The sequence below is a fragment of the Helicobacter apodemus genome, assembly GCF_000765745.2.
Classification (GTDB): domain Bacteria; phylum Campylobacterota; class Campylobacteria; order Campylobacterales; family Helicobacteraceae; genus Helicobacter_D; species Helicobacter_D apodemus.
In genome coordinates this window covers 17,746-35,021 of sequence record NZ_JRPC02000014.1, presented here as the reverse complement: position 1 = coordinate 35,021, position 17,276 = coordinate 17,746, and the positions used below count along the sequence as shown (strand labels likewise).

The window sequence follows — 17,276 nt, the reverse complement described above, 5'->3', positions numbered from 1 at the left end:
ACTTTGTTACTAATTCCCAATTATAAAAACTTTATTACCATTTGTAACGATTTTATCCCTTAAGAATAATCTATATTACTTTTTAAGTATTGCCTATTCAATTTATTTCCCTTGCAAGTGCAACTTTATTTATTATTCAACACTTATTGCTTAAGTCGCATACTATTTAACGCTACCACCAATGAGCTAAGAGACATAGATAAAGCAGCAATGAGAGGTATTACGAGCCCAAACATCGCTAAAGGAATAGTTAGAGCATTATAGATTAATGAAATTCCTAAATTTTGCTTAATAAAAACATAGGTTTTACGCCCTAAATAAAAAGCTTCTTTTACCCCCTCTATCCTATCATCTAAAATAACAATATCGCTTACATTAATAGCTAAATCAATCCCTCCCCCCATAGCAATGCCAATATCACTTTTCCCTAAAGCAATAGAATCATTAATCCCATCACCTGCCATTACAACAACTCTTCCCTCCTTATGGAGTCTATCAATAAAATCTGCTTTATCAATAGGGCTTTGTTTGGCATAATACTCCTTAATCCCTAAAGCTTCTGCAACCTTTTTACAAACTCCCTCATTATCTCCACTTAAAAGCACTAGAGCAATACCCATTTTCTTAAGCCTTTCTAGGGCAGAAAAAGCGTCCTCTTTAATACTATCCTCTAAGGCATAAAAACCTAAAAACCTTTGATTTTTAGCAAAGCAAAAACTACTTTTATCCCCTTGACTTTGATAAATTTCTTCAGGTATTCTAACACCCCTCTCCTCTAAAAGCTCAAAATTCCCACCCAAATAAATATCTTCTCCTATTCTAGCAATCATTCCTTTAGCATTAATCTGTTCCAAAGTATCAAACGCACAAACAACATCATTATGTGGCAACACCTTTAAGACCGCTTGAGAAATAGGATGCGAGCTTTGCCTTAGAATCTGTGCTAAAACATTTAATTCCTCTTGTGTAGCATTGCTTTTAATTTCGACGACTTTTAATTTCCCTTGCGTTAGTGTTCCTGTTTTATCCAAAACCAATGTATCTGCCTTAGCAATGGTTTCTAAAAATCGTGCTTCTTTAAAAAGAATTTTTTGCTCAATAGCCCTCCCTAAACCAACTAAACAAGCAATAGGGGTAGCTAATGCTAAAGCACAAGGGCAAGCAATAATAATCACAGAAATAGCTATCATTAAGGATTTATCAAAACTCACTTCTAAATAATAAAACCAACTTAAAAAAGTCATAAATCCTAAAAAAAACATCACCAAAGAAAAAAAACGAGCGATTTTATTAGCTTGCTCTTGAATTTTAGGGCGAATATTTAAAGATTCTTCAACCATATTCACAATAGAAGTCATTAAAGAATCTTTAAATTCCTTAGAAACTTGATAGCATAAAGGAGTATTTAAGACTAAAGAGCCTGATAATATCTTGTCTTGATACTGCTTTTGCATGGGTAAAGATTCCCCATTTAATGCACTCTCATCACATAAAGCATTTGCAGAAAGTAAGGTTCCATCTATTGCGATACATTCCCCGGGCTTTGCCTCTATAATCTCTCCAATTTTTACATCATAAACAGAAACTTCCTCCCTTTTATTTCCTCGTAAAACATTCACACTAAGAGGAATTTGTGCATTAATCTTATCTAAGCTATCAACAGCACTTTTCTTGCCCCTAACTTCTAAGAACTTCCCTATTAAGACAAAAGTAATAATCATAACAACGGATTCAAAATAGGTCTCCCCACCCTTAAAACTCGCATAAATAGAATAAAGATAAGCTAAAGTTGCACCACTTATAACCAATAAATCCATATTAGGGGTTTTGTGCTTTAAGGAAAAATAAGCCCCCTTCCAAAACACCCAACCACTAAAAAAAAGCACCGGGGTGGAGAGTGCAAAACCTGCAATGTTTAAGATATTACGCATTGGCAAAGAAATACCACTAAAATATCCCGCATATTGAGCAACAGCAATCCACATAATATTCATCATACAAAAAATGCCAACACTTAATCGTATATAATAATCCCTTTTTTGCTTTTGTGCGTATTGCTCTTGTAATCTAACATCATAAATATGTGCGTCATAACCAATAGATCTAATAATGGCAATAATTTCTGAAACCTTTATAGATTCTAAATCAAATAACAAAGTAGCTTTATTGGTAGTGTAATTAATGCAAACTTTAATAATGCCTTTTTGCTTAGAGAGTATCTTTTCATTTAGCCAAACACAGGCAATGCAATGAATTTTCTCTAAAATCAAAGAAATTTCATACAAAGAATCCTTTTTAATCACATATTTATCCAAGAAAGATTGTGTATCAAAGGTCTCTAGGCTATCTTTACTATCCACAAAGGAATCTAAAGTATTATTTCCAAGCTTATTGTAAAAATCCTCTAATCCTTGCAAATATAAAAGCCTATATACTCCCTCACAGCCCTTACAACAAAAGTATTTCTGCTCACCCTTAATAAAGGATGAAAAAAGGGCTTTTTCTTCAAATTCTAATTGGCAATGATTGCATTTTCTTTTATTTTGCATCATACACTAATGATAGTATCTATAATAACCTAATCTTGAAACTGCCTTAAAAATTTTTTCAAATTCCTTGCAGCTTGACGAATCCTATTTTCATTTTCAATAAGCGCAATACGCACATAATTATCCCCGTGGTTGCCAAATCCAATCCCGGGACTAACCGCAATTTTTGCCTCTTGTAAAAGCCTTGTAGAAAACTCCATACTCCCCAAATGCCTCACACATTCTGGAATCTCTGCCCAAATAAACATACTTGCTCTTGGCATTTTCATTTTCCAACCAGCTGCCCCAAAGCTCTCTATTAAGACTTCCATACGATTTTGATACTTCCTAGCAATTTCTTGCACACACTCTTGATTACCATTTAAAGCAACCGTAGCAGCAACTTGCATAGGCGTATAAATCCCATAATCTAACCAGCTCTTAATTTTTTGCAAAGCCCCAATTAACTTAGTATTTCCTACCATACAACCCACTCTCCAACCCGCCATATTATAACTTTTAGAAAGCGTATATCCTTCAACGGCAACATCTAAAGCACCCTCTACTTCAAAAATAGATGGAGCTACATAGCCATTAAAGCTTAAATCCGCATAGGCAATATCATTAATGATGTAAAAACGCTCTTTTTTGGCTAAAGCCACGAGCCTTTCATAAAAACTTTTATAAACAACTATAGTAGTAGGATTATGGGGAAAATTGGTTACAACGAACTTTGGCTTTGGCATAGTATTATGCAAGGCTTCCTCTAAAGATTTAAAATACTCCTCCTCTAAGAGTTCATAATCCTCATTCCATTTTAAACCAAAAGTGCTAACATTTGCCCCTGCTAAAATAAAAGCATAATAATGAATAGGATAGGTAGGCTCTGCAACAATTGCGGTATCTCCGGGGTTGGTAATAGCTTGCACCAAATGTGCATAACCCTCCTTAGAACCCATTGAAACACAAACTTGACTTTCAGGATCAAGCTCTATGCCATATTTGCGGTTATAAGTATCTGCAATGGCTACTCGTAGTTTATAAATTCCCTTACTAGCAGAATAGCCATGATTTTTTGGTTTTCTTGCAGCTTCACAAAGCTTATCAACAATAAAATCTGGAGTAGCACCATCTGGATTCCCCATACTAAAATCAATAACATCTTCACCAGCTTGTCGCATTTTTAACTTAATTTCATTAATTACTGCAAAAACATATTTAGGAAGCCTCTTAATGCGTTCAAATTCTATTTCATCAAACATTTCGCCTCTCCTTATCTTAATTTAATTCTACCATCAAACCGCTCTTTATTGTAAGGGGCAGGTAAATATCACTTATCTTGATAAAAACTGCATTTTTAGGGATTTTAACTTTTATTGCTTGCACAGCTTTTTCTTGAAAAAATATTTCTAAAACCCTTAGATTAGAATCAAAAAAAACAATTTTAGGATACCACAAAATAGCATTGCTAGAAACTATTCCTAAAGTATTACCTTGGGATACTTGATACCAATACTCTCCAGATAAATTAGCTTGCTCTTTTTCTTCATTAGGGTTTAGCAAAATCGCCTTTGGGTATTGAAAATTACTCTCTTTGATTTCATAAACCCATTGATTAAGACTTTGCTTTTCAATCTTTAAAGCCATGTAACCATACTCTTTCAAACGTTCTTGCAATAAAATAGGATCAATGGCATATTCTGTATTCATAGAAAGAACAAACTTATAAGAGTAATTATCAAGCACACTCTGCTTAACAAAAAAATAATAATACCCCATTGTGCCTAAAATATCATACAAAGCACTCGTAAAAGCCATAGGATTCCCTGCAATTTCAAAAGATACTTCAAGCTCCATAGGAGAAGCAAAGGCTAATTTTAATAATCCATTTTGTTTTAAAACTTGAGAAATCTTATAAATATTAGGATTCCCTACCTCATCCATAAATTCTAAAGGATTTTTAAAAAGTCTTTGGATTAATTTCTGATTAATCTTATAATCTTGCACTCCAAGCAAAGAAATAATTTGATAATCAACGCTTTTAGGATTGGCAAAAAGAATCCCAACGCCTAGTAATAAGGTTAAAATAACTTTTATTACCACCCTATGCCTCCATTGTATTGTTTATATTGTGCGTTATTAATTTCACTAAAATTCCCCTCATCATCAACATAAAATCGCATCTTGTCGGCTAAATGATATTGTAAAATTTCTTGATTGTTATCAATCTCTAGCATTCCATGCCCAGTAATAATAGTTTGTGGTCTTGTTATATCGATCTCTAAAGACTTATCAGTTATTAGGGAGGTTTTTTGTTTAGTATCTAAATAAATAATTCCCACCCATACACTAGAGAGTGGTTTAATTTCTACTTTTTTAAAAGATGGAGTTTCTTCATCTAAAAAAACAGAGGTGGGTAAATCCTCATCATTTGCTTCTAAGGGAGATTGTGCTATTTCTGATTGCGTATTACTTTCATCAAGAATGCTAGAATCTACTAGTGCTATATTCTCTCCATTATTATCCAATAAAGCATTTTCAATATTTACTTCTTGAGAGAAAATAAAATTAGAATAAATATAAATTCCAATGCCTATTATTAACAAAATCAAGGCAATAATAAACCAAGACTTTATCGGATTATTTGGTGCAACAGCCTCATGTGCGATTTTAATATTAATAGCCTTAGTTAATTCCTCCTCTTGATGAATTTCATTTTCCCAAAATCCTTTATAATCCTCAACCCATTTTTGTAATTGCACATTATATTCTCTCTCTAAAATCTTAATAAGACCTATGGTAGTCGCCCTATCTTTTAAATTTTCAAAATTTAAATTTAGAATATCCTCAATCTTGCCTAATGCCATATGTGTATTTTTAGCAATCTCCCTAGCACCAATTTGTTTGAGCTTATCCAATTCTTCCATTTATCATCCTATCTATTAAAATCGCACCTGCTGTGCCTACATTTAATGAATCAAATTCTCTTTCCATAGAAATCGTTAAAATAAAATCCATTTTAGCAATAATCCTCTTAGAAAGCCCTTGATTTTCACTCCCCAAAAATAAAGCCTTTTTATGAGCTACATTCACAACTTCATTACTGCCTTGCATATCTGCTCCATAGAGCGTAAAACCTGCTTGTTTTAGCTCATTAGCAACATCTAAGGGATTATGCACGACACAAAAAGGCATTTGCAAAAACGCTCCCGAACTTGCCCTTAATACTCCTTCTTGTTTGAGACTTTTAATACTACAAATCACGATACAATCTACACCTAAAGCATAGGAGACTCTAATAATAGACCCAATATTCCCTACATCACTAACCCCACATAAGACAACAATAAAATTCATTGTCTTAATAAGTGTAAAATCCACAGGTTCTAAAGGGTTAATCTCCAATAAACACCCTTGATGATTCCCCCCTTTAGCTAAAGCTTGTGCCTTTTTAGCATCTAACCTAATAATAGGTTTATTCACACTTTTTAATAAAGCAAAGAAACTTTTATCTATCTCTTTAGCCAAATAAATATTTTGGATACTATGGGGAGATTTTAACACTATCAATCTTGCAACTTGTTTCCCATAAACTACCATGCTATAATGTCTCTCTCCATAAATTCCCATAAATTTCTTTGATGCTCTTATTTGTCATTTTTGCTAGAATCTTAGCCTTAATTTTAGGGGGAATATCTAAGGAATAAACCTCTTCTTGTGTTAAATGCTTAGTATCTTCACTCATATTAGGCTTAATAACCATTACCCACTCCCCCTTAATAGTTTTTGTTTGAAAACTTTTATAGATCTCTTGTATCCCACCACAAAAAATATCCTGATATTTCTTACTCAATTCCTTGCCTAAAAACACTTCTAAATATGGATTAATTGTATATAAAATCTCCAAAGTTTCTAAAAGTCTATGCGGAGATTCATAAAACACAAGAGGATAAAGGCTTTTTAAAACCTTAGAGAAAAATTCCATTTTTTCTTTTTTTTTATGCGGAGGGAATCCCAAAAAACTAAACTCTTTTTGCACTAACCCACTAAAGGCAACTCCTAAAGTTAAAGCACTCACACCACCTAAGACATCATAAGGAATAGAGTTTTGTTGTAAAAACTTCACAAGCTCTACACCCGGGTCACTAATACAAGGCATTCCAGCATCACATAAAAAAGCGATATTTTGGTCAAAAAACTCTAAAGGAGTATTCTGTAAAAACACTAATTGATTATGGCTATGAAAAGAAAAATATTGATAGGTTAAAGCATCTTTTAAAAGATTCTGTTCTTTTAAAAGGGCAATAAGTTTTTTAGTAACCCTTGTATCCTCACACAATAAAACCTTACAAGATTGCAAAACCCTCAAAGTGCGTAAAGTAATATCCTCTAAATTCCCTATAGGAGTTGGGATAAAAGTTACCATAGCCAATAAGGCTTATTTAAGATTATATCTTTGTTTAAACTTCTCTACTCTTCCAGCAGTATCTACAACTTTATCAGATCCTGTATAAAAAGGATGACAAAAAGAGGAAATATCAATTCTTAATTCACTCTTAGTGCTCATCACTTCAATTTCTTTTCCACTTGTAACACAAGTAACTTTGCAAGGGATATATTCGGGATGGATTCCTTTTTTCATACAACTAACCTTCTTGAAAAATTTTTAAAATAAAAGCCCCTATTCTACTTCAAAAATCATTACAGAACTTTTAAATTTTATTCTTTTATAGCCTTATTCTTGCTACAATCCTTATTTAAACTTAAAGATTGGAGTTAAAAATGCCTATTACACCTCGCACACTTAGTGGGTTTAAAGATAGACTCCCCAAAGAAGCCTACGCAAAATCACAAATGCTAAAAAGCATTATTCATAGTTTTCAAAAATTTGGTTTCTCCCCGATTGAAACGCCCCATTTAGAATATGCAGAAATCCTAACAAAACAGGGGAGTGATGAAATACAAAAGGAAATGTATCGCTTCAAAGACCACGGGAATCGTGAAGTTGCTTTAAGGTTTGATTTAACACTCCCTCTAGCACGTTTTATTGCACAATACAAAAATATATTAGGCTTACCCTTCAAACGTTATTGCATAGGCAATGTGTTTCGTGGAGAGAGAGCACAAAAAGGACGTTATAGAGAATTTACACAATGTGATTTTGATTTTATTGGCACTACAAGTATTGGTAGTGATTTAGAGATATTAGAAGTTATCTACCAAACACTAAAAGAGCTAAAAATACAAAACTTCACGATTTATATCAATCACCGCAAGATCTTTAATGGATTATGTGAATACTTAGAGGCTAAAGAATATGTCAATGATATTTTACGCATTATTGATAAAATAGATAAAATAGGCAAAGAAGCTGTCGAGCGTGAATTAAAGCAAAGCACCCCTTTAAGTCAAGAGCAAATCCATATTCTCCTTGATTTTATTTCCAAAAAACAAACTTCTAATGCTACTAGCTTATTACAAGACATACAATCTTATAAATCTCTAAACTCTCAATTAAAAGAAGGGATTGAAGAGCTAGAATCCCTGTGCTCTCTGCTCTCTTTAGTTATACCCGAAAATTTTTATGCGATTAATTTATCCATCGCACGAGGACTTGGGTATTATACGGGCATTATTTATGAAACCATTCTTAAAGATTTACCCTCCTTGGGTTCAGTTTGCTCTGGAGGGAGATATGACAAACTCACACAAAATTTTACCCAAGAAGAATTAAGCGGAGTAGGGGCAAGCATAGGGCTTGATAGATTATTAAGCGGATTAGAAGAACTAAAGCTTATAGATTCTAAAGATACTCCTGCTAATTTACTCATTATTCCTTTATATACTCTAAATTATGCCTATGAAAGTGCAAAAGGATTAAGAGAGCTAGGGTTAAAAGTAGAAGTTTATCCAGAAATCACCAAAGCCAAAAAGGCTTTTGCGTATGCTAATAATAAAAATTATCAATGGGTAATGGTTTTAGGGGAAGAGGAGCAAAAAGAACAAAGTTATTCTTTAAAAAATATGCAAAGTGGGCTCCAAGAAAAATACGTATCCCTTCAAAGTGTTTATGAAAAACTCTATCAACTGCCTTAAACTTTATAAAGTAGCAAACAACCCAAACCTGCCACAATGCTTATCCCTGCGGTAAGAAAAAAACTCTAAAGAACAACAAGTGCAATGAGGACTAATAGTAATATTTTTATCTTGCACACCTTCTTGTTGGAATTGCTCTTTTAATACTGCTAATAAATCTAAATAGATTTTATTGCCTTTAATCACTTTTCCTTTCAATAGACTCTCATCTCTAAAAACTTCCTCCCCTACTTCATAGCAACATACTCGAATAGAGGGTCCAACATATACAAAAATATTTTCTATACAACTTTGGTATTGCTCTTTAAAAACTCTTAATCCCTCTAACACAATACCCCTTTCTATACCTACTCTACCAGCGTGAAGCATTATTAAAACTTGCCTTTTACGATTAAAGAGTAAAATAGGATTACAATCTGCAACCATAATCATTCCTACAATACCCTTTTTGTCTATTAAAATCCCATCCCCATCCCCTAATAATCCTCCTTTATTAGCCCTTATAATACTAGAGCCGTGAATTTGGTTTAAATAAGCTAAATTTTTAAGGGTATAACCCATCTCTAAAGAATTTTTGCGATTTTCTAAAATTTTCTCTTGAGTATTATTCCCTGCATGAAAAGCAATATTAATATGTGAGGGGCTAAACCAAAACTTCACAATCAACTCCCCTTAGCTACTCATTACTCCCTAGTTCCCCATTTAATAGAATATTTTTCATAATTTTGCATAATCATACAAACACCTTTAGAAATATCCAATAATGGGTCTGGAGATAGATTAATTTTTATTTTTAGCTCTTCTTCTAAAAACTCTTTCAATCCATCAATAAGTGCCATTCCACCAGTAAGAATCGCTCCATCTTCTATTAAATCTGGAGCAATTTGGGGAGGTGCTTTGTTAATAGATTCTAAAACCACTTCTTTTATTTTATAGATTCCATTTAATACAATATCTTTTAGCTCATTAAGGTTTAATTCATAAGAAAAAGGCATTCCATTCATTAAATCTTTAACAGCAACATTAATAACAGGATTATCTCCAAAAACATTAATCTGCCGCTTAATGTTCTCAGCCATTTCCTTACTAATGCCAATGTTTTTATTATACCTACAATATTCTACCAAAGCATAATCAATAAAATCTCCAGCCTCCTTTGTAAAAGAACTTGTAATAAGCCCACCTAAGGATATAATACTAGTCTCTACCAATCCCCCTCCAACATCTATAACCAACCTAACGCGTGGAATGCTAATATCAAGCCCAGCACCCACGCTTGCACTAAAAGGATCTTCAATTAAAAGCACCTCTTTAGCTCCAGCTAACATCGTTGCTTCGTGTAATGAATGTCTTTCTACTTGAGTAAGATTTTGGGGAATACTAATCCCAACTCTTGGGGCTAAAGAACCTTTTTTTGCCGATTCAATTATTGTATTCATAAAAATAGTTGTGGTTTTAAAATCACTCACTGCACCGTGAAGTAAAGGATTTATAACCTTAATATTACTAGGATTACGACCTAACATTTTTTTAGCTTGATTACCCATACAAATAACGCGTGGGGATTCGTATTTATCCTCTAAAGCAATACAGGTTGCCTCACAAAAAATCACTTTATCTAAGGAGTTTCTAACCACTGTATTAACCGTCCCTAAATCCACCGCAATATCATTCCTGCCAAAAAAAGCCATAAAGTCTCACAAACTTAAAAATTTTTCACATAATACCAAAACAAAGATAAAATAATATAGAAAATTTATGGTTGCATAATTTAGAACTTTGCTATAATAACACCTTTTATAAGGATTTTAAAAATGATTTTATTTAGTATTTATGCACTCTTTTTTACCTTACCCAAAATAACGCTTTCTATCTTACAATTAAACTTTTTGCAATCTAAACAGCACCAACAACCCTACATTTTAGATTCACAATCTTTTAAAAAAGCTGCACAATATTCCATCACAAAAGAAAAAATTTCGCTTATTTCTAGTATCTTTGATTTAATAATCTTTGGGTGTTGGATATTTTTTGGGTTAGCCTTTCTAGAATCCTTACTTCCTTTTAACGCTCTTATGCAAAGTGTTATATTCCTTTTGATATTCCTTATCCTACAAAGTCTCTTATCCCTACCCTTTGAAGCCTACCAAAAACTCATAGTCGATAAAGCATTTGGTTTTTGCAAAGGGGAGATAAAACTCTTTATAAGTGATACCCTAAAATCTCTCTTGCTCTTAATCTTAATAGGCGGAATCTTCTTAAGTATTTCTAGCTGGATTATTTTAAATATCCCATTATGGGAAATTTATATCTTTATTGTTGTTGCTATTTTTATCATAGGGGCTAATCTTTTCTACCCTACATTCATCGCACCCCTTTTTAACAAATTCACACCTTTAGATAATCCAAATTTACAACTTGCCATCCAAAACCTTCTTCATCAAGTAGGCTTTCAATCTAATGGCGTTTTTGTTATGGACGCTTCTAAAAGAGATGGTCGGCTAAATGCTTATTTTGGGGGTTTAGGGAATACAAAAAGAGTGATTTTATTTGATACGCTTTTAGAAAAAATTCCTCAAAATTCCCTCCTTGCTGTTTTAGGACACGAATTAGGGCATTTTAAACATTTTGATATTTATAAAATGATGATTTTAATACTCAGCTTTTTTGCACTTTTGCTCTTTATTATTGCGAATTTACCCCAAACCCTTTTCTTGGAAGCAAATATCCTACCAAGCCCCCATTCATTAATCGCATTTTTGATTCTCCTAAGCTCTCCTATTGGGTTTTATTTTACCCCCATTATCAGTTATTTTAGTTGCAAAAATGAATTTAATGCCGACAAATTTGGTGCAAGCTTAACAAGTAATGAAGATTTAGCGCAAGCCCTTTTGGTGCTTGTTAAAGAAAATAACGCCTTTCCCCTCTCTCACCCTTTATATATCAAATTCTACTACACGCATCCTCCCTTAATGCAAAGACTTAAAGCACTCCATTGTGAGCATTTAGCCATTACTTCTTAATGACTATACAAGAAGCCATTAATTTTGGGAGGAACAAACTCCATTTATTAGAGCGTCCAATCCTAGAATCAGAGATTCTTCTAGCCTTTGTCTTAAATAAACCTAGAATCTATCTGCATTCGCATAGTTTTGAAACAATTAATCCTTTTCACCAAGAATATTTCAAACGATTAATTTTGCGGAGGGAAAGTTTTGAACCCATTGAATACATTCTTGAAAAAGTAAGCTTTTATCATCAAGAGTTTTATATTTCTAAGGGTGCTTTAATCCCAAGACCCGAGACAGAGATTCTTGTCGATATGGCTTCACATATCATTCAAAGCAAAAATTGTCAAAACATCGCCGAAATTGGGGTTGGAAGTGGAATTATTAGCATTACCTTAGCACTTTTGCATAAAAGTAAGCCTTTAGAATTTCACGCTAGTGATATTTCCCCAGAAGCCCTTTTTAATGCTTATGTCAATACCAAAAAATTTAATTGCTCTAATATTACCTTATACAATAGTGCATTTTTAGACTTTAATAGCTATAAGCACTTTGATTTACTGCTCTCTAATCCTCCTTATATTCAAAACAAAACAATCCTATCCAAACCTTTATCTTTTGAACCCCAACAAGCACTTTTTGGAGGAGATAGAGGAGATGAGATACTCCATAAAATTATTGCTATAGCAAAAGTTAGAAATATCCCTTATGTTATTTGTGAAATGGGGCATAATCAAAGAAATAGCATTCTAGCTTTCACAAAGAATCTTTCTGTAAAAACACTAGAATTTTATCAAGACTTAAGCGGATTAGATAGAGGATTTATTATAGAGTTTTAGCAATTAAAATAGGATCTATATTTATAAAACCTTGATTCTACTTATTTTAACAAATTGCTTGATGCCCAAGCATCAAATCACTTAGGTGAGGGTTAATGCTATTTCATAAAGCATTATTGAATTTGTTTAATGAAAGCCTCTTTATTAATCCTCTCCCTAACTTCGCCTAAATGATTTTGAGCTTCTTGTCTATTATTAAATGGACCAATAAGTAAGCGATTAGTATTACCCGCTTTTTGCATACGATAATTTAAATTTGCCTCTTTAATCACACTTAAAACTTGTTGATTAGGAGAACCTTTAAAGGCACCAACTTGAATATAAAAGCCTTGTATTGCTTCACCACCTTGCAATTGTGTATCATTGGTTTGAATATTTTTAGAGGTATTTGCAGATGTCTCCTCTGGTTTAGTAGGACTTCTAGGAGGCGTTGGATCTTGTGGCTTTTCTATTTTAGGAGGTGTTAGATCTTGTGGTGGATTTTGTGGAAGTGGAGGTAAAACCTGTTGTTCTTTTTGTTGAGCTTTAATTTGATCAATAATTCTTTGAAATTGCTCATCAGAATTAGTAGTTTGTTGTTGAATTGGGACTTGACCAAAATCTTGAGATATTCTTGTAGTTTGTTGCACTGCTGATCTTTCAATATTCTCTAAAGGTTTTTGGGTTTCAATGTTTTGTGGCTTATTTTTCGTATCACTTTGCAATATATAAACGATAAAAACCACAATAGCAAAAATAATAATACCAATGGCTACTAATAAAATAGCCTTCTTGCTTTGACTTTCTTTATTCTCCTCATCCTCTAAATCCGTAAGCAATAAATCATCAAGCTCTAATTCTTTTTTTTCTTGTTTTTCTTGTTTTAATTCTGTCATTTTTAATCCTTTTACATATGTCTAGACCAAGAGGCTCCACGCTCTTTATTATAAACGTTATAAGGAATCACCAAAATATTGAAATTTTTGGGAATATCAATAGAGGGAAACATTTTCCATTCTATTGGCATTTTTTGTGCCAACTTTGCACTTAAGATTTTAGCTAATTGACAAGCTTCTTGAAAGGTTGTATGTCCTTTATGCACATATAAATGCAAATGCCCTGAAGTTTTTGTTTCATAAGCAGTAAAATTGATAAACCCCTCTTCTCTTAGCATTAATTGTGCTTTATGCCAAAATCTCTCTGGATTAGATCCATTATAATCAAATACAATATTTTCTACCTTATCACTTGCACTTACCAATGAATGGGCTATAGTAATCTCTTTTCTAAAATGACTTTGAAGCAAATTTCTTGTTAGGGGCTCCTCTACTTTCTCAAATTTATCATAAAAAATTCGTCCATTATGATGTATTTTCTCTCCAACACCTTTTTTATGTATCCAATAATGCGAGGTTATCATCTTAATTAACTTCAAATCCAAATCAGTTATCATTTACTTCGCTCCTTTTTACACGCTTAATTTAGAAAATTGCCTTAGTGTAAATTGGAAATTTTATCGCAAGTTCCTTTAATTCACTTTTTATTAATACTTGTTTTTGCGTATTTTTAATATCATCTAAGACATCAGCAATTTTATTTGCTACAATTACAAATTCCTTTTCCTTAAAGCCCCTGGCACTTAAAGCAGGACTTCCAATCCTAACACCACTTGTAACAAAAGGACTTCGTATCTCTCCAGGAACAGCATTTTTATTAACCGTAATTCCAGCATTTCCCAAAGCTAAATCCGCATCTTTGCCGCTAAACTCTTTATCCAATAAAGATAATAAAACTAAATGATTATCAGTGCCATCGCTAACGACCTTATAACCTCTTTGCATTAAAACTTCTGCTAAAGTTTTTGCATTAAGTTTGACTGCTTTAGCATACTCCTTCCAAGTAGGTTTTAAATTTTCCATAAAACCAACCGCTTTCCCTGCAATAACATGCATTAAAGGACCACCTTGCATTCCTGGAAACACCGCTTTATCAATTTTTTTAGCATATTCCTCATTATTGGTAAGTATTAATCCACCTCTAGGTCCTCTTAAAGTCTTATGTGTTGTGGTAGTAACAATATCTGCATAGGGGAATGGATTAGGATATTCTCCTGCTACAACCAATCCAGCAACATGAGCAATATCAGCCATTAAAATCGCACCAACATTTTTTGCAATTTCACTTAATCGTTTAAAATCTAAAACCCTTGAATAAGCACTAAAGCCGCAAACAAGAATATTTGGCTTCACGACTTTTGCAATTTCTTCTACTTTATCATAATTAATCCAACCATCAAGCTCTACACCATAAGAGAAACTTTGATACATCTGCCCAGTAATACTTACTTTTGCACCATGGGTTAAATGCCCACCGTGGCTTAAATCCATACCTAAAATCTTATCATAAGGTTTTAAGAGTGCAGAATACACAGCACCATTAGCTTGGGAACCAGAATGCGGTTGGACATTAGCAAACTCACAACCAAAAAGCTTTTTAGCCCGATTAATCGCTAATTCCTCTATCTTATCAACAAACTCACAACCTCCATAATAACGTTTATAGGGATAACCCTCTGCGTATTTATTAGTAAGTATGCTACCCATAGCCTCCATAACACTAGGAAAAGTAAAGTTTTCACTTGCAATCATCTCTAAGTGGGTATTTTGTCGATCTAATTCTTGTTGTATATAATTAAAAACTTCAAAATCATTCTCTTCTAAAAAATAGCTCATTATTACTCCTTTGTTCGAATTTCTTTTTTTTGAGGTTTGAGAGCTGGGAATAAAATCACATCTTTAATATTTGGCTGATTAGTTAATAACATCACAAGCCTATCAATACCTATCCCTGCTCCAGCAGTTGGTGGCATACCATAACAGAGGGCATTAATATAATCTTCATCCATATATTGTGCCTCCTCATCACCTGCTTCTTTAGCCTTAACCTGTGCCTCAAAACGTTTATACTGTTCCAGGGGATCGTTTAGCTCACTAAATCCATTAGCAATTTCACTCCCTCCAATAAATAATTCAAATCTATCAGCAATATTAGGATTTTCATCATTAGCCCTCGCTAAAGGGCTAATAGCAATAGGAAACTCTGTAATAAAAGTAGGATTAATCAACTGATGCTCAACAAAAGCATCAAAAGCCTCACTTTGTAATTTGCCTAACTCCATTTTAGTTTCTAAAGGAATATTATTTTTTAATAAATAGACATATAACCTCTCTTCATCTAAAACTATATCACTAGGAATTCCACCAATTTCAATAAGGGCATTAGTATAACTAATAGTTTGGAAGTTTTCAAAATTAATATTATGATGATTGAAGTTTAAAACTTTTGGTAGCTTTAAAACTTCAAGCAAAATATTAAACAATTCTTGGATTAATACCATCAAATCCTTATAATCCTTATACGCCCAATAAAATTCAATCATAGTAAATTCGGGATTATGGGAATGATCCATTCCCTCATTCCTAAAATTACGATTAATTTCAAAAACTGCTTCAAATCCCCCAACAACTAATCGTTTCAAATATAATTCTGGAGCGATTCGCAAATAACGTTCTATATTAAGAGCATTATGATAAGTAACAAAAGGTTTTGCATTAGCTCCACCGGGTATTGGGTGCATCATAGGTGTTTCTACCTCTAAAAAACCTTTTTCCTCAAAAAAATGCCGCACACAAGATACTATTTGGGAACGCATTACAAAGCTATCCCTAACCTCTTTATTCATAATTAAATCTAAATATCTTTGACGATACCGCAATTCAATATCTACAAGCCCGTGATATTTTTCAGGCAAAGGATTAATGGCTTTGGCAAGAAAATAAAGCTCTAGAGTATGCAAACTTAATTCACCCGTTTTAGTTACAAAGGGAAACCCTCTTAAAGCTACAATATCACCAACTTCAATATTCTTTTTAAAAGTCTCAAACATTGCATCAAGCTCATTTTTAGATAAATACGCCTGTAAGATTCCTTGCATATCTTCTATCTTAATAAAAGCTGCTTTACCCATTAAGCGGATAAATTTAATCCTCCCAGCTACTTGCACACTTTGAGTAGTATCTTTTTTCTCTCCCTCAGCCATAGTTTGAACATATTGAAATTGTTGCAAAAAAGTATTGCTAGTCATCTCTTTAGCAATGCCATTACCATAAGGATTAATCCCTAACTCTCTTAGTTGTTGGGCTTTTTGCATCCTTTGTGCTTTATAAATATCATCCCTAAACAATACCGCTCCTTTACTCATTTAAGCCATTAGTAGTTGTTGATGAATCTAAATTTTCTGTTTCTTCTTGCAAATCATGAAGCTTAATAATAACTGAACCTGTGCTCATCATTGCAGGATAAAGGAAGCTATTATGCGTATATTGATCCATAAAGACTTTCACTAATGTAATACTAGAGAGAGCGTAAAAAATAATAGCTAAAACAATAAAAATTTTTAATCCCCCAAAACAAAATCCCAAAATACGATTAAGAACGCCAAAATGAGTATTTTTAACAAGTTTTTGCAAAATTTTACTTAAAATTAATACCCCCACCCAAATAAGAACTAATAAGACTAAAAAACCAATCAATGAAATGGCGGAAGGATTTTCAAAGGTATAAACATTTGAACTAATCCATTGACCCACTTCTTTAGAATATAAAGAACCAACATATACACCAACTACAATACCCAATAAACCAGAAATCTCTCTTATAAAGCCATTAATGATGCCTCTTATAGCAAGAAGTATTACCAAAGCACCAATTATCAAATCAAAATAACTAAAATCCGCCATTAGCTTTAACCTTTTATTTAGCAAATA

At 33.0% G+C, this 17,276-nt stretch carries 17 protein-coding genes; 3 read left to right on the top strand and 14 right to left on the bottom strand.

Annotated elements, in window-relative coordinates:
- Positions 1 to 143 precede the first annotated feature (143 nt).
- Genes LS72_RS06240 through rpmE form a run of 7 tightly spaced genes read right to left on the bottom strand, consistent with a single transcriptional unit; the run spans position 144 to position 7,170 of the window.
- On the bottom strand, positions 144 to 2,552 hold the full coding sequence (locus tag LS72_RS06240) for a heavy metal translocating P-type ATPase (protein WP_238700738.1): 2,409 nt from the start codon (positions 2,550 to 2,552) through the stop codon (positions 144 to 146).
- A 26-nt stretch (positions 2,553 to 2,578) separates the two neighbouring features.
- Positions 2,579 to 3,790, bottom strand: a complete 1,212-nt coding sequence (locus LS72_RS06235; protein ID WP_034554868.1) for an LL-diaminopimelate aminotransferase — start codon at positions 3,788 to 3,790, stop codon at positions 2,579 to 2,581.
- Between the two features lie 16 nt (positions 3,791 to 3,806).
- Positions 3,807 to 4,631 (bottom strand): hypothetical protein, encoded by an 825-nt coding sequence (locus LS72_RS06230; RefSeq protein WP_034554867.1) that lies wholly within the window; start codon positions 4,629 to 4,631, stop codon positions 3,807 to 3,809.
- Complete coding sequence (locus LS72_RS06225) at positions 4,625 to 5,455, bottom strand: hypothetical protein (RefSeq protein ID WP_138155184.1); 831 nt, start codon at positions 5,453 to 5,455, stop codon at positions 4,625 to 4,627. Before LS72_RS06225 ends, LS72_RS06230 begins: the two co-directional genes overlap by 7 nt.
- Positions 5,439 to 6,128, bottom strand: coding sequence for a 23S rRNA (guanosine(2251)-2'-O)-methyltransferase RlmB (gene rlmB / locus LS72_RS06220; protein WP_034555329.1), 690 nt, complete (start codon positions 6,126 to 6,128; stop codon positions 5,439 to 5,441). The genes LS72_RS06225 and rlmB overlap by 17 nt, the downstream gene beginning before the upstream one ends.
- 1 nt (position 6,129) lies before the next feature.
- Positions 6,130 to 6,954 carry a 16S rRNA (cytidine(1402)-2'-O)-methyltransferase gene (gene rsmI / locus LS72_RS06215; protein WP_034555327.1) on the bottom strand — a complete coding sequence of 275 codons (825 nt, stop codon included), beginning with the start codon at positions 6,952 to 6,954 and terminating at the stop codon, positions 6,130 to 6,132.
- 12 nt (positions 6,955 to 6,966) lie between these two features.
- Positions 6,967 to 7,170: a 50S ribosomal protein L31 gene (rpmE, locus tag LS72_RS06210; RefSeq protein WP_034555328.1), complete on the bottom strand. Its 204-nt coding sequence runs from the start codon at positions 7,168 to 7,170 to the stop codon at positions 6,967 to 6,969.
- Between the two features lie 140 nt (positions 7,171 to 7,310).
- On the opposite strand from rpmE, the gene hisS reads away from it, so the two are divergent.
- Entirely contained in the window at positions 7,311 to 8,624 is a 1,314-nt protein-coding gene (gene hisS / locus LS72_RS06205) for a histidine--tRNA ligase (RefSeq protein ID WP_138155182.1), read from the top strand.
- A gap of 3 nt (positions 8,625 to 8,627) precedes the next feature.
- Here hisS and LS72_RS06200 read toward each other — a convergent pair whose 3' ends face one another.
- A complete protein-coding gene (locus LS72_RS06200) occupies positions 8,628 to 9,284 on the bottom strand; it encodes a purine nucleoside phosphorylase YfiH/LACC1 family protein (RefSeq protein WP_238700736.1) in 657 nt (218 codons plus the stop codon).
- A gap of 23 nt (positions 9,285 to 9,307) precedes the next feature.
- A complete protein-coding gene (locus LS72_RS06195; protein WP_034553548.1) occupies positions 9,308 to 10,315 on the bottom strand; it encodes a rod shape-determining protein in 1,008 nt (335 codons plus the stop codon).
- A 123-nt stretch (positions 10,316 to 10,438) separates the two neighbouring features.
- Here LS72_RS06195 and LS72_RS06190 point away from each other — a divergent pair, with 123 nt between their 5' ends.
- Together LS72_RS06190 and LS72_RS06185 are read left to right on the top strand one after the other, a co-directional pair.
- Complete coding sequence (locus LS72_RS06190; protein WP_034553550.1) at positions 10,439 to 11,647, top strand: M48 family metallopeptidase; 1,209 nt, start codon at positions 10,439 to 10,441, stop codon at positions 11,645 to 11,647.
- Entirely contained in the window at positions 11,647 to 12,471 is an 825-nt protein-coding gene (locus tag LS72_RS06185) for a HemK/PrmC family methyltransferase (protein ID WP_034553551.1), read from the top strand. The genes LS72_RS06190 and LS72_RS06185 overlap by 1 nt, the downstream gene beginning before the upstream one ends.
- A gap of 113 nt (positions 12,472 to 12,584) precedes the next feature.
- Here LS72_RS06185 and LS72_RS06180 read toward each other — a convergent pair whose 3' ends face one another.
- Genes LS72_RS06180 through LS72_RS06160 form a run of 5 tightly spaced genes read right to left on the bottom strand, consistent with a single transcriptional unit; the run spans position 12,585 to position 17,249 of the window.
- Positions 12,585 to 13,346 (bottom strand): SPOR domain-containing protein, encoded by a 762-nt coding sequence (locus LS72_RS06180; RefSeq protein WP_034553552.1) that lies wholly within the window; start codon positions 13,344 to 13,346, stop codon positions 12,585 to 12,587.
- An 11-nt stretch (positions 13,347 to 13,357) separates the two neighbouring features.
- Positions 13,358 to 13,903, bottom strand: a complete 546-nt coding sequence (locus tag LS72_RS06175) for a DUF1882 domain-containing protein (protein ID WP_034553553.1) — start codon at positions 13,901 to 13,903, stop codon at positions 13,358 to 13,360.
- Between the two features lie 28 nt (positions 13,904 to 13,931).
- The gene (locus LS72_RS06170; protein ID WP_034553554.1) at positions 13,932 to 15,182 is read right to left on the bottom strand and encodes a serine hydroxymethyltransferase; all 1,251 of its coding nucleotides are present in this window, start codon (positions 15,180 to 15,182) and stop codon (positions 13,932 to 13,934) included.
- Between the two features lie 2 nt (positions 15,183 to 15,184).
- Positions 15,185 to 16,711: a lysine--tRNA ligase gene (gene lysS / locus LS72_RS06165; RefSeq protein WP_194145567.1), complete on the bottom strand. Its 1,527-nt coding sequence runs from the start codon at positions 16,709 to 16,711 to the stop codon at positions 15,185 to 15,187.
- The gene (locus LS72_RS06160; RefSeq protein WP_034553557.1) at positions 16,704 to 17,249 is read right to left on the bottom strand and encodes a CvpA family protein; all 546 of its coding nucleotides are present in this window, start codon (positions 17,247 to 17,249) and stop codon (positions 16,704 to 16,706) included. The genes lysS and LS72_RS06160 overlap by 8 nt, the downstream gene beginning before the upstream one ends.
- Positions 17,250 to 17,276 lie beyond the last annotated feature (27 nt).